Source organism: Pseudogulbenkiania subflava DSM 22618, assembly GCF_900177275.1.
GTDB classification, from domain to species: Bacteria; Pseudomonadota; Gammaproteobacteria; order Burkholderiales; family Chromobacteriaceae; genus Pseudogulbenkiania; species Pseudogulbenkiania subflava.
On record NZ_FXAG01000010.1, the window covers coordinates 1 to 13,460 of the forward strand.

A 13,460-nucleotide genomic window follows, 5' to 3' on the forward strand; every position below is an offset into this window, starting at 1 on the left:
AAGAGGTTGAGGTCTTTTTGCAGAGTTTGGCTGAGCGATCCAGTCGTGAGCGGCCGACCTTGCTGATCCTGGATAACGCGCGGATGCACGCCGCCATCAGAGAAGATAAACGTGATGTCTGGTTGCTGGATCATGGGTTTCATCTCTGCTTTCTGCCAGCTTATAGCCCAGAGCTGAACCTGATCGAGCAGCTCTGGAAACAAGCCAAATACCACTGGCGACGATGTAAGACATGGGGTGCCACCGAATTGAAAAGCAAGGTGACCGACTTGCTGGATAGGGTTGGCACAGAACTCAAATTTAGTTATGCGTGATTACTTAGAGGGTTATCCATGGCGGTTATCGCATTCATGCTTATTTGTGCAAGAACTGCATCGGCGAATGAGTTGGTTTGCGGAAAGATAATTCCGAAAGAGTATGAGGAAAGTTATGATCATAACGTTGAGTTGAGAGAGGCAATCGTCAATGTGGCTGGCCTTGATTATGACAAGGCAAGTATTTTTTCTATCAGCTTAGGTACTTCTCGAAAGAAGGCAATAAAAAATGTATCAGTAAGATGATTGAATGTCCGATTAAAATAAAACGAAATGGCGAGGTTTTTGTCGTCAAAAATAAAAATGCCTTTGTGAGTGGCTATGAATTTATTTTTAACAAAGAAGTAAAGGCTGCCATTTTCAATGCGACATTTGACATGTCTATTTTTCAACTGGCGCGGAGTGATGATGGGTAATGGTGAGATATGGTTCAGCTGGAGGGTAACAAAGGAAGGTAAAGAATTGCCGATACGGATCACGGCAATTAATAATTGGCGAGACTTGACATATGACCATTCAAGAAAAAATCCTCCAACTGATGGCACCGGTTTCTGACTCGGCACCCGCCGGGGAGGACCTGGCCTATTCTCCGCTGTTCGACCAGATTCGCGAGGCCCGTCGCAGCGATGATCCCTCCTTGTCCCTAGGAGACTGGGAGCAGGCTTTGAAAGTGGCTGAATGGCCCAAGGTGATCCGCTTGTGCGAGGAGGCCCTGAGCCAGCGCAGCAAGGATTTGCAACTGCTGGTCTGGTATGCCGAGGCCCAGGTTCAGGTACATGGCCTCGCCGGCCTGGTCCAGGGGCTGGCGACCTTGGCCGGTTGGCTTGAGCATTACTGGGAGAGTGGCTACCCGGAGCTTGACCCGAATGATCTGGATGAGCGGATCGGCAAGCTCGAATGGCTGAACCAGCAGCTGGGTGTGGCGATTCGCAACGTCCCCATGATCAAGCCGGAGTTCGGCGGGTACGGCTGGAATGACTGGCAGCAGTCGCGGGATGTGGAGAACCTGGGCCTGAAAGACCCGGAGGCGAAACTGGCGGCGTTGGCCGAGGGCAAGCTAGGCGGCGAGGACTTCGATAAGGGGGCTGCCTTGTCGGGTCATGCCTGGTTCGCCAGCCAGGCCGAGCTGTTGTTGGCGGCACTGAGTGCCTACGAGGCATTGGATCAGCGACTCGATGAGCGTTTCGGCCATGAGGCACCGAGTCTTGCCGAGGTGCGCAACGCCATTTACGCCTGCCAGGAGCTGGTGCTGCGTTACCGCCAGCAACTGGGGGGCGATGTGGCGGTCGCTGCCCCCAGCGCGCCGCCTTCCCATGCCGCGATGTCGGAGAAAACCGCCATGTCTTCTGCCGTTCCGACAACTCCATCCGTTAGGGTAGCGGCGCCCACTTTCGACGGACAAGTCCGTAGCCGCCAGCAGGCGGTACAGATGTTGGCCGAGGTCGCCCGTTACTTCCGTCACAATGAACCGCACAGCCCGGTGGCATTGCTGGCCGAGCGTGCGGCACGCTGGGCGGAAATGAGCCTGGAAGAATGGCTGCTGCATGTGGTGAAGGACGACTCGACACTGCGCCAGTTGCAGGAGCTGCTGGATATCAACCACAGCTGAACGGCTAGGACGGCGGTGTCACGATCGGCAAAAAGCCCACCTTTCGGTGGGCTTTTTGCCGGTGTTGCTATTGTCCCTGCTGGAACGTTGCCGCACCGCACCTACCAATTCGCCTCGCGCTCCGGTGTGGCGGTGATCTGGTGGATGGACAAATCGGCGCCGTTGAATTCTTCTTCCTCGCTCAGGCGGATGCCCACCGTGCGCTTGAGCAGGGCATACACGATATAGCCGCCGCCGAAGCCGACGGCGATGCCGCCGAGCGTGCCGATCAGCTGCGACACCAGGCTGACGTGGCCGGCGCCGCCCAGCCAGGGTTGGCCGAACAGGCCGGCGGCGATGCCGCCCCAGGCGCCGCACAGGCCGTGCAGCGGCCACACCCCCAGCACGTCGTCGATCTTCCAGCGGTTCTGCGTCAGTGTGAACAGCTGGACGAACAGCGCGCCGGCGATGGCGCCCACCACCAGGGCGCCGGCCGGGTGCATCAGGTCGGAGCCGGCGCACACCGCCACCAGCCCGGCCAAGGGGCCGTTGTGGATGAAGCCGGGGTCGTTCTTGCCGAGCCACATCGCGGTCAGCGTGCCACCCACCATGGCCATCAGCGAGTTGATCGCCACCAGCCCGGAAATGCCTTCCAGCTTCTGCGCGCTCATCACGTTGAAGCCGAACCAGCCCACGATCAGGATCCAGGCGCCCAGTGCCAGGAACGGAATGCTGGACGGCGGGTGCGCGGCGATGCGGCCTTCCTTGCTGTAGCGGCCACGGCGTGCGCCCAGGTTCAGCACGGCGGCGAGTCCGATCCAGCCGCCCACGGCGTGCACCACCACCGAGCCGGCGAAGTCATGGAAAGGTTGGCCGAAGACGTGCGTCAGCCAGTCCTGCACGCCGTAGTGGTTGTTCCAGGCGATGCCTTCGAAGAACGGGTAGACGAAGCCCACCAGCAGGAAGGTGGCGGCCGACTGCGGGTGGAACTTGGCGCGCTCGGCGATGCCGCCGGAGACGATGGCCGGGATGGCGGCGGCGAAGGTGAGCAGGAAGAAGAACTTCACCAGGCCGTAACCGCTTTCGGCGTTGAGCGCGCTGGCGGGCTGGAAGAAGTGCACGCCGTAGGCCACGCCGTAGCCGATGAAGAAGTAGGCGATGGCGGAGACGGCGAAGTCGGTGAGGATCTTCACCAGCGCGTTGACCTGGTTTTTCTTGCGTACCGTGCCCAGTTCGAGGAAGGCGAAGCCGGCGTGCATGGCCAGGATCATCACCGCCCCCAGCAGCAGGAATAGCACGTCGGAAGTCGAGGAGTGAGTCATTAACGGGTCCCAAAGATATTTTTGTGCTTCGCCTTGTAGCAAAAGCAGTGCCAATTCATGGTGCACGTGATGCATGACGGGGCATGCCTGCACCGGATTGGCGTATTGGGACGATGAGAGGGGGTGAGGAGGGGCGCCTCGAGAGGAATACGTGGCGATTCAAGTCAAATCGCACCAAATGAGATCACGCCATGGTGCACGTGACTTCATTTGGTGCGTTCTGTTTTGGTGCGCCGGCATCGCTTAACCGATGCCACGGCAGCCAGGTCAGTCGGGGATGGGCAGCGCCAGCGTTTCCTTGATCTCTTCCATCACCACGTAGCTGCGCGACTCGTTGGCGTGCGGCAGCTTGAGCAGAATATCGCCCAGCAGCTTGCGGTACATCGACATGTCCGAGATGCGTGCCTTGAGCAGGTAATCGTACTCGCCGGACACCAGGTGGCATTCCATCACCTCAGGCAGCTTCTGCACCTCGCGGCGGAAGGAGTCGAAGATGTCGCCGGACTTGGCGGCCAGCTTGATCTCGACGAATACCAGCAGCGAGGAGTTCATCGCTTGCGGATTCAGGCGGGCGTAGTAACCTTCAATTATGCCGTCACGCTCCAGTTTGCGCACCCGTTCGGTACAGGGCGTGGTCGACAGGCCGACCTTGTCGGCCAGTTCGGTCATCGACATGCGGCCGTTGTTTTGCAGGTATTTCAGTATCCTCAAGTCGATCTTGTCGAGCGGGCGCTCCACTACTTGTTTGTCTCTCATAATTTCCTGTGCATTGTCTATATTTTGTTGAATTTATTTGTTTTTTTGTAAAAAAACAGTAAATAAAACTGCCTTAAAGTAAATATACTACCGGAAATCACTAAACGTTTAAACCCTACCTCGGGAGTGTAGAGAACATGAAGGTTATCGTGCTGGGCGGTGGTGTACTAGGTGTTTCCACTGCATGGTATCTGGCCAAGGCTGGCTGCGAGGTGACCGTGATCGAGCGCCAGGATGGCGTCGCACTGGAAACCAGCTTCGGCAACGCAGGCCAGATTTCTCCGGGCTATTCCGCCCCGTGGGCCGCACCGGGCATTCCGCAGAAAGCCATCAAGTGGCTGTTCCAGCGTCACGCCCCGCTGGCCTTCAAGCCGGACGGCAGCCTGTACCAGTGGCAGTGGATGAGCAAAATGCTTGCCAACTGCAACGAAGCCGCTTACGCCACCAACAAATCCCGCATGGTGCGACTCGCCGAGTATAGCCGCGACAAGATCAAGGAACTGCGCGCCGAGACCGGGCTGGCCTACGAAGGCCGCGAAATGGGCACGCTGCAGGTGTTCCGCACCCAGTACCAGCTCGACGGCATGGCCAAGGATATCGCCGTGCTGAAGGAAACCGGCGTGCCGTTCCACGTGCTCGACCGCGAGGGCTGCGTCAAGGCCGAGCCGGCACTGGCCCGCGTCAAGGAAAAGATCGTCGGCGGTCTGCAACTGCCCAATGACGAAACCGGCGACTGCCAGCTGTTCACCAGCCGTCTGGCCGAACTGGCGCGCGCCAAGGGCGTCAAATTCCTGTTCGGTCAGACCATCGACGCCATCCAGCACGACGGCAAGAAGATCACCGGCGTGCGCGCCAACGGCGTCGAGCATCGTGCCGACCATTACGTGGTGGCGCTCGGCAGCTACTCGCGCGATCTGTTGAAGACGCTGGACATCGACATCCCGGTCTACCCGGTCAAGGGCTACTCGCTGACCGTGCCGATCACCAACGCTAGCGCGGCTCCGGTCTCCACCGTCATGGACGAGACCTACAAGGTGGCGATCACCCGCTTCGACAACCGCATCCGTGTCGGCGGCATGGCCGAACTGGCCGGCTACGACCTGAGCCTGAACCCGCGCCGCCGCGAAACGCTGGAGATGGTGGTGGGCGATCTGTTCCCGGAAGGCGGCAACATCCCGGCGGCCGAATTCTGGACCGGCCTGCGTCCGATGACGCCGGACGGCACGCCGATCATCGGCGGCAGCCGCTTCGCCAACCTGTCGCTCAACACTGGCCACGGCACGCTGGGCTGGACCATGAGCGCCGGTTCCGGCAAGGTACTGGCCGACCTGATCACCGGCGTGAAGCCGGAAATCAGCGTCGACGGCCTGTCCATGCAGCGTTACGCCAAAGGCGGCGAAAAGCTGGTGGTACCGACCGCCCGTATCGTCACCAGCCACTGAGGTCCGCATGCGTCCGTTGATTGCCTCGATTCGACTCGAGCACTTCCGTCACAACTATGAACTGGCGCGCCGCCAGCACGGCGGCCGCGCGCTGGCTGTGGTCAAGGCCAACGCCTACGGCCACGGCGCGGTGCGCTGTGCCCAGGCCGTGGCCGACATCGCCGACGGCTACGCCGTGGCCTGCCTGGAAGAAGCGCTGCAACTGCGCGAAGCCGGCCTGACCCTGCCCATCCTGCTGCTGGAGGGCGTGTTCGAACCGGCCGAACTGGCCGAGGTCGAGCGCCACGGCCTGTGGCTGGTGGTGCAAAGCCAGCAGCAGCTCGACATGCTGCTCGCCAGCCAACCCGCCAAGCCGTACCGGGTGTGGCTGAAGATGGATTCCGGCATGCATCGTGCCGGATTCTTCCCGCAGGACTATGCGGCCGCCTACCAAAGGTTGGCCGAAAGCGGCAAGGTGGACGGCATCGTCAAGATGACTCACTTCGCCCGCGCCGACGAACCGGCGTTGTCTGCCACCGCGCAGCAGATGGAAACCTTCGACGCCGCCTGCGCCGGTCTGCCGGGCGAGATCAGCGTGGCCAACTCCGCCGCCATCATGGTGCACGAGCGCACCCGGCGCGACTGGGGGCGTCCCGGCATCATGCTGTACGGCGCCACGCCGCTGCCGGCGGGCTACGAGCAGGGCGCCGCGCTCAAGCCGGTGATGCGTCTCACCAGCCGGGTGTTCGGCGTGCGCGAGCTCGCTGCCGGCGAGCCGGTGGGCTACGGCGCCACCTTCGTCACCGAACGTCCGACCCGCGTCGGCCTGATCGCCTGCGGCTACGCCGACGGCTACCCGCGTCTGGCCTCCACCGGCAGCCCGGTGGCGATCGACGGCGTGCGCTCGCGCATCATCGGCCGCGTGTCGATGGACATGATCACCGTCGACCTGACCGATCTGCCTGCCGCTGGCATCGGCAGCGAAGTCGAGTTGTGGGGCGATAGCGTCCACGTCAATGAGGTGGCCGCGCAGGCCGGCACCATCGCCTATGAGCTGCTGTGCAACGTCAAGCGCGCCCATTTTGTTTATTGCTGAATTGTAAAGTCGTGTGCACTCTGATTCGCCCGGTCATTTGGCCGGGCTTTTTTTTGGGGGGGCTTCGCCCAGTGACCCGGGAAGCGGCAGGCACCGTCGCGGTGGGGGCCAGCCAAAAGGCATAGGGCGCGGCAGCGTGGTTTGATACACTGCCACGGCAAGACGGCCGGTCCGTCTCCCGTTCACCGAATCAAGTCGTTCAACCATGTCTAGAAAACCGCGCCTGCGCTCCGGAAGCGGCGTCACCATGCACGATGTCGGGCTGGCCGTCGGCGTCAGCGCAATCACCGTATCGCGCGCGCTGTACTCCCCGGAGCGCGTCTCCGACACGCTTCGCACCAAGATACTGGAAGCCGTCGACCGGCTGGGTTACGTGCCCAACCGCTCGGCGCGCGCACTCGCCTCGGCGCGCTCGCAGACCGTGCTGGTGTTGATCCCCTCGCTGACCAACACGGTCTTCATCGACACCCTGGCCGGCATCGAGGACGTGCTGCGCCCCGCCGGCTACCAGATGCTGATCGGCAATACCCACTACAGCGCGGGCGAAGAGATGCAGCTGTTGCGCGCCTACCTCGAGCATCAGCCGGACGGGGTGCTGGTGACCGGTTTGTCGCAGCCGCCGGAATTTGCCCAGACTCTGGAGCGCCAGGGGATTCCGGCGGTGTACATGATGGATCTCACCGCCGACGGTCGCTGTTGCGTCGGCTTTTCCCAGGAAGACGCGGGCGAAGCGATCACCCGCCACCTGTTGGAGCGTGGGCGTCGGCGCATCGCCTTCATGGGGGCGCAGCTCGACGAGCGTGTGCTCAAGCGCCTGGACGGCTACCGCAAGGCGCTGCGTGCCGCCGGCCGCTACGACGCGGCACTGGAAGATCTCGACCCGGCGCCGTCCACGATGCAGATGGGGGCCGATGCGCTGACGCGCTTGCTGCAGGCCCATCCCGACTGCGACGCCGTGTTCTGCTGCAACGACGACCTCGCCATCGGCGCGCTCGCCGCCTGCCAGCGGCTCGGTCTGGCGGTGCCGCAGCGCATGGCAATCGCCGGCTTCAACGATCTGCAGCCCGCCGGCTGGGTGACGCCGCCGCTGACCACGGTGGCCACGCCGCGCTACCGTATCGGCACCGAAGCGGCTAGGCTGCTATTGGCGAGCATCGCCGGCGAGGCCGATGCCGTGACCTGTCATGACCTGGGTTTCACCGTCATGCCGCGGGCCAGCTCGTAGCCACCGACGGCCGTTTCCAGTCGTACCGCCCGCCCGCGCCGGCGTGGGCAGATTTGCAACACCCGCTCCTACGCTGTCCATGGCTTGAAGCAATTGCTTGCCTGCTTCGATTTGTTAGCGCTAACATCCGAAAAAACAGCCAACGCCTGCAGTGATCGCGGGCGTTTTTTCTCAACCTGAAATGTTAGCGCTAACATGAAAATGCCGAACATCGTGGTCATGGGGGTTGCCGGTTGCGGCAAGAGCAGTCTCGGCCAGGCTCTATCCGACACCCTCGGCGCCACTTTCATCGAAGGCGACGCCTTTCACCCCGCCGAGAACATTGCCCGCATGTCCGCCGGCATCCCGCTCACCGATGCCGACCGCGCCAGCTGGCTCGGCGTGCTGGCGGCACGGCTGGCCAGCGGACGGGCGGGGGGAGAGCGCATGGTGCTGGCGTGCTCTGCGCTCAAACGCCGCTACCGCGACGCCTTGCGCGAGGGCGACCCCGGGCTGCTGTTCGTCCACCTGAGCGGCTCGCGCAGCCTGATCGCCGAGCGCATGGCAGCTCGCTCCGCCCATTTCATGCCGCAGAGCCTGATCGACAGCCAGTTCCGCGACCTGGAGGCGCTGCAGCCCGACGAGCAGGCCATCGTCTGTGACATTCAGCAGCCGCTCGCCAGCTTGCGGGATCGCGTGCTCGAGCAATTGCACGGCAAGTAGCACCCAAACACGTCATAACTACACGGAGGAGAACACAATGACGACCCATAACACCACCGCCCGCGTGCCGACGCGCCGCTGGCGCATTGGCGCCCTGCTCGGCATCGGCGTGCTGGTCAACTATTTCGACCGCATCAGCCTGTCGGTGGCGGCGCCGCAGCTGCAGCAGGAGTTCCACCTGACTACCGGGGACATCGGCCTCTTGTTCAGTGCCTTCTTCTGGGCCTACGCCTTGCTGCAGATTCCCACCGGGGTGGTGCTCGACCGCTTCGGCGTGACCAAGGTCGGCCGCTGGGGGGCGTTCCTGTGGGGCATCGCCGCCACGCTGACCGCCTGTGCCGGCGGTTTCGGCGGCGTGTTCGCCGCGCGTGCCCTGCTGGGGGTGGCCGAGGCGCCGGGATTCCCGGTCAGCTCCAAGGCCACCGGCTACTGGTTCCCGCGCCGCGAGCGTGCCATGGCGACCGCGCTGTTCGATGCCGCCGCCAAGTTCTCCAACGTGATCGGCGTGCCGCTGGTCGCCCTGACCGTGGTGCATTTCGGCTGGCGCTGGGGCTTCGGCTTGTCGGCCCTGCTAAGCCTGGTCTATTTCCTGGCCTTCTACCTGATCTATCGTGATCCCAGCGCCGACAGCAAGCTGTCCAAGGCCGAGCACGACTATATCGTCCAGGGCGGTGCCGCACCGGAAGGGGTGAGCCAGGAAAGCTCGCTGAAGATGCTGGGCTACCTGCTCAAGCAGCGCAAAATCTGGGGGTTGTCGATCGGTTTTGCCGCCTACGGCTACGTGTTCTACCTGTTCCTGACCTGGTTGCCCGGTTATCTGGTGCAGGCGATGCACATGAGCATTCTCAAGTCGGCCTCGTTCGCCGCCGTTCCCTGGCTGTTCGCTACGCTGTCCGATCTGCTGGTCGGCGGCTGGCTGATCGACCACCTGATCGCCAAGGGGCACGACGAAACGCGCGTGCGCAAGGGCGTGCTGGTGGCCGGCATGCTGTGTGGCCTGGCGGTGTTCGGTGCCACCACTACCACGGATCCTTACATCGCCATCGTCTGGATCACCATCGCGCTGAGCGGCCTGGCCGCCGCGGCCCCGGTGGGCTGGTCGCTGCCGTCGCTGATCGCCCCACACGGCGGTACCGGCACGGTCGGCGGCATCATGAACTTCGCCAACAACATGATGGGTGCGGTGGCGCCGATCGTGACCGGCTATATCGTCGGCGCCACGCAATCGTTCTCCAACGCCTTCCTGGTGGCGGGCGTGGTGCTGGTGGTGGGCGTGTTCGCCTTCGTGTTCCTGCTGGGGAAGATCGAGCCGATTCCGGAGCCTGGCAAGGATGCGGTGCGCCGCGTCGGCGGGGCCGCCAAGGCCGGCACCTCTTCCGTGACACGCTGAGAGGAGTGAAAGCGTCCTGCTCCGTCTGTGGGCGAGACGCTTCGAAAACGCACAAGGCCGCCCGGTGACGGGCGGCCTTGTGCGTTTGGTTTGACTATCAAGAGCCGCTAACAAAACCAGCGCAGCGCTCTTGGCTGGGCGTACGGCCACAGGCCGCACACGTCGTACGGCAAGTGCTTGCTGGGCGAATTTCCGCGAGGGATCCGCACGCGCGTGCAACGCCGCCAAGAGGGTTTTGTTAGCGGCTCAAGGGGGCGTCAACTCTTCTGCTGGCGATAGGCCACCACGGCCTGCACCAGATCGGCGATCGAGCGCGCGCCCATCTTGTCCATCATCTTGCCGCGGTGCGCTTCCACCGTCTTGATGCTGATGCCGAGGTCGTCGGCGATCACCTTGTTCATCTTGCCCTCGATCACCTTTTCCAGCACCTCGCGCTCGCGCACCGTGAGCGAATCGAGCCGTTCCGCCATCTTGCTGAGGCTGGCGGTGCTGTCGAGCCGCTGCCGGCAGGTCGCCAGCGCGCTGTCCACGGCGTCGAGCAGGGCCTGCTGGTTGAACGGCTTTTCCAGGAAATCGTGGGCACCGCGCTTGACCGCCTGCACCGCCATCGGCACGTCGCCGTGCCCGGTAATGAAGATCACTGGCCACGGGTTGCCGCGCCGGCCCAGTTCCTCGAACAGTTCCAGCCCGCTCATGCCGGGCATGCGGATGTCCACGATCAGGCAGCCGACGCCGGACGACACCACCCGGCCCAGGAAATCTTCGGCGCTGCCGTGGCACGCTACCTGGTAGTCGTGGCTTTCCAAGAGCCAGAGCAGGGAGTCGCGGAACGGTTCGTCGTCATCGATGATGTGGATGGGCGCTTGCTTGGTCGTGTTCATGCTTCGGTCACCGGCAGGGTCAGGCGGAAAATACTACCACCGTCCGGGTTGTCTTCCACCCAGAGTTGACCCTGATGGAATTCGATGATGGTGCGGCAGATGTTGAGCCCCATGCCCATGCCTTCCTTCTTTGTCGTGAAGAAGGCGTCGAACAGGCGCTCCTTGAGATCCGCCGGAACGCCGTGGCCGCGGTCGGCGATGGCGACTTCGACTCGGCGCGGATTGAGCACGTCGGCGCTGACGACGAGCTGGCGCCGGGCGGGTTCGGTGTCCTGCATCGCCTCGATGCCGTTCTTGATCAGGTTGAGCAGTACCTGCTCGATCAGGATCGGGTCGACGCAGACTTCCGGCAGGCGTGATGGCAGCTGCAGGTCGATGGTGGCGGCGTAGCGCCGCGCCTCGATGTCGGCGATGGCCAGGGTGGCCTCGACGATATCCGTCAGCTGACACGGTTTGCGGTCGGGCTCGCTCTGTTTCACGAATTCGCGCACGCGGCGCACGATCTTGCCGGCGCGTTCGGCCTGGGCCGTGATTTTTTCCATCACCGGCAGCAGCGATTCGGCGCTGGCGCGGCCCTGGCGCAGCCGTTCGATGCAGCCGGCCTGGTAGTTGGCGATGGCCGACAGCGGCTGGTTCAGTTCGTGCGCCAGGGTCGAGGCCATCTCACCCATGGTGACCAGGCGCGAGGTGGCTTGCAGCTTCTCCATCTGCTGCTCATAGCGCTGCTCCGCCTCGTGCTGCTGGGTGATGTCGGTGAGGATCACCATCAGCGTTGGCCGGCCGTCCACCCAGCGCACCTGGCGGCGCCGCGCCGACAGCCAGCGCGGCGGGTTGGCCAGCTGCAGCTGGAGGTCGAGTTCGGAGCGCTCGGCGTCGCGCATCAGGAAGGCCAGCCGCAGGTCGCAGCAGCTCACGCTTTCCTCCTGCCCCAGCACGTTGTCCGGGTCGAACCACTGGCGGTAGTGCTGGTTGCAGAACAGCAGCTCGTGGCTGGCCGGGTCGACCACCGCCACCGCGGCGTCCAGGCCCTCGATGACGGTGACGAAACGCTCGTGCGAGGCCTCCAGTCGTTGTTTGGCCTCCTGGCGCTCGGTGATGTCGGTCATTGCCGTCATCCAGCCGGTGTGCTGGCCATCGTGATCGATCAACGGCGAGATCAGCAGGTTGACGTGGATCTCCTTGCCGTCCTTGCGGCAAATCAGGGTTTCGAGGCCATGTTGCGGCGCGTTGCCGGCCAGCGCGGCGGCCATGTGGCGCTGGTGCAGCTCGGCGGCTTCGCCGGAGCGCCAGTAGGGGTAGGGGGGCAGTTGGCCCAGCAGTTCCTGCTCGGTATAGCCGGTGATGTCGCAGAAGGCCGGGTTGACGTAGGTGATGCGCCCTTCGAGGTCGATGGCGCGCAGCCCCACCACCAGCGAATCTTCCATCGCCTTGCGGAAGGTGGACTCCTGCCAGAGCGCTTCCTGCGCTTCCTTCTTGGCGGTGATGTCGCGGCCCGAGACGTAGATCACGCCGCTTTCGGGCAGCGGGCTCAGCGCCCACACGATCCATTGTGTGGCGCCCTCGCGCGTCAGCACCCGGGTTTCGACGTAGCGGTGGCTCTGGTCGGCGCCGAGCATGTCGAAAAAACCTTCCTTCAGCATGTCGCGCTCGCTGGGATGCAGGTAGCTCAGGAAGGAGGTGCCGATGAGTTGCGCCTGTGAGTAGCCGAGCACGGTCTCGAACGCCGGATTGACCTCGAGCAGGGTGCCCTCTGGGCTGATGATGCCGAGCAGATCCTGCGACAGGCGATATACCCGGTCGCGCTCTTCTTCGGCGCTGACGCGGCGGCGGATGTGACGGTTGAGGCTGAGCAGGCTCATCAGGGTGAGCAGGGTCAGGCCAACGATCAAACCCAGCTGCAGGACGCGGCTCGGGCTGATGGCCGTCTTCACCGGGCGGGCGATGATGGCGAGCCCGGTGCCGGGCAGGTCGAGTTTTTCGGAGAGCGTCCCGCTCAGCCGCTGCTGGGCGTTGTGGCCGATTTCCCGTCCCTCGGCGTCGATCAGCTCGAGCTGGTATTTCTCGGCAAACCACGACGGCGGCAAGCGGCGGATCAGCGTGCCGGTGTTGAACACGGCGATCATGGTGCCCACGAACTGGCCGTTGCGCAGCACCGGCACGTGCAATTCGATCCGCCATTGGCCGTCCGCGCTCTGGTAGGGCCGGCTGTAGACCGGCCGGCTCTCGATGCGCGCCTTGACGAAGGCGTCGGCGCTGGGACCGGAGAGGCCGTCGCCCAGCGTCAGCGGGCCGTCTTCGTAGGGGGCGATCCAGCGCAGGATCATGCCGGTGTCGGCGCGCACTACCGCCAGGAGTTCCGGGGTGTTGCCGATGAATTGCGCCGCCTGGAGCTGGAAGCCGCTTTCGTCGAGATCGTCGCGCCCCGCTTCACGGGCGAGTTCGGTGAGCTGGTTGAGGTTGTCTTCGAGGTGCAGTTGCAGCGTCTGTTCCGCCCACAGTGCGTCGCGCGCCAGCGCGGTGCGCAACTGTTCGGCTTCGCGCGAATCGAGTGCCCACAGCATCACCGCCATGGTCAGAAAGAACAGCACGATGCTGGCGTTGGGGAACAGCCGGTACCAGCTCGGGCGCTGGCGCTGGGTGGTGGAGTGGTAACGAAGCATGCGTAGGTGTCCGGACGAGGTGGTCCTGTACCACCGGCGTGGGGCCGGCAACAGAACGTGAGTGTAGGCCAAGCCGGCGCCGAAGATAAGCCGGGTTAGCCCGCA

General features: G+C 63.5%; 12 protein-coding genes. 8 read left to right on the forward strand and 4 right to left on the reverse strand.

The features are described 5' to 3' along the window. The 3 genes from B9N72_RS10430 to tssA form a co-directional block, all read left to right on the forward strand. Window positions 1-314: transposase (locus B9N72_RS10430; RefSeq protein ID WP_143477805.1), on the forward strand; the 314-nt coding region annotated here is incomplete at its 5' end. 18 nt (window positions 315-332) lie between these two features. Then, window positions 333-560, forward strand: coding sequence for a hypothetical protein (locus B9N72_RS20765; RefSeq protein ID WP_143477806.1), 228 nt, complete (start codon window positions 333-335; stop codon window positions 558-560). Window positions 561-822: 262 nt separating this feature from the next. After that, window positions 823-1,923 carry a type VI secretion system protein TssA gene (gene tssA, locus B9N72_RS10435; RefSeq protein ID WP_085276342.1) on the forward strand — a complete coding sequence of 367 codons (1,101 nt, stop codon included), beginning with the start codon at window positions 823-825 and terminating at the stop codon, window positions 1,921-1,923. Window positions 1,924-2,024: 101 nt separating this feature from the next. Here tssA and B9N72_RS10440 read toward each other — a convergent pair whose 3' ends face one another. Then, window positions 2,025-3,224: an ammonium transporter gene (locus tag B9N72_RS10440; protein WP_085276343.1), complete on the reverse strand. Its 1,200-nt coding sequence runs from the start codon at window positions 3,222-3,224 to the stop codon at window positions 2,025-2,027. Between the two features lie 267 nt (window positions 3,225-3,491). Next, a complete protein-coding gene (locus tag B9N72_RS10445; RefSeq protein WP_085276344.1) occupies window positions 3,492-3,980 on the reverse strand; it encodes a winged helix-turn-helix transcriptional regulator in 489 nt (162 codons plus the stop codon). A 137-nt stretch (window positions 3,981-4,117) separates the two neighbouring features. On the opposite strand from B9N72_RS10445, the gene B9N72_RS10450 reads away from it, so the two are divergent. From B9N72_RS10450 to B9N72_RS10470, 5 genes are all read left to right on the forward strand, one after another. After that, window positions 4,118-5,422, forward strand: coding sequence for a D-amino acid dehydrogenase (locus tag B9N72_RS10450; RefSeq protein ID WP_085276345.1), 1,305 nt, complete (start codon window positions 4,118-4,120; stop codon window positions 5,420-5,422). Window positions 5,423-5,429: 7 nt separating this feature from the next. Continuing rightward, window positions 5,430-6,497, forward strand: coding sequence for an alanine racemase (gene alr / locus B9N72_RS10455; protein WP_085276346.1), 1,068 nt, complete (start codon window positions 5,430-5,432; stop codon window positions 6,495-6,497). 205 nt (window positions 6,498-6,702) lie between these two features. Beyond that, complete coding sequence (gene gntR / locus B9N72_RS10460) at window positions 6,703-7,722, forward strand: HTH-type transcriptional regulator GntR (protein ID WP_085276347.1); 1,020 nt, start codon at window positions 6,703-6,705, stop codon at window positions 7,720-7,722. A 195-nt stretch (window positions 7,723-7,917) separates the two neighbouring features. Continuing rightward, the gene (locus B9N72_RS10465; RefSeq protein ID WP_085276348.1) at window positions 7,918-8,424 is read left to right on the forward strand and encodes a gluconokinase; all 507 of its coding nucleotides are present in this window, start codon (window positions 7,918-7,920) and stop codon (window positions 8,422-8,424) included. 37 nt (window positions 8,425-8,461) lie between these two features. After that, a complete protein-coding gene (locus B9N72_RS10470; protein WP_085276349.1) occupies window positions 8,462-9,814 on the forward strand; it encodes an MFS transporter in 1,353 nt (450 codons plus the stop codon). A gap of 257 nt (window positions 9,815-10,071) precedes the next feature. Here the strand turns inward: B9N72_RS10470 and B9N72_RS10475 are convergent, their stop codons facing one another. Both B9N72_RS10475 and B9N72_RS10480 read right to left on the reverse strand, forming a co-directional pair. After that, window positions 10,072-10,695: a response regulator transcription factor gene (locus B9N72_RS10475; RefSeq protein WP_085276350.1), complete on the reverse strand. Its 624-nt coding sequence runs from the start codon at window positions 10,693-10,695 to the stop codon at window positions 10,072-10,074. Beyond that, complete coding sequence (locus tag B9N72_RS10480; RefSeq protein WP_085276351.1) at window positions 10,692-13,355, reverse strand: PAS domain S-box protein; 2,664 nt, start codon at window positions 13,353-13,355, stop codon at window positions 10,692-10,694. Before B9N72_RS10480 ends, B9N72_RS10475 begins: the two co-directional genes overlap by 4 nt. Window positions 13,356-13,460: the final 105 nt, after the last annotated feature.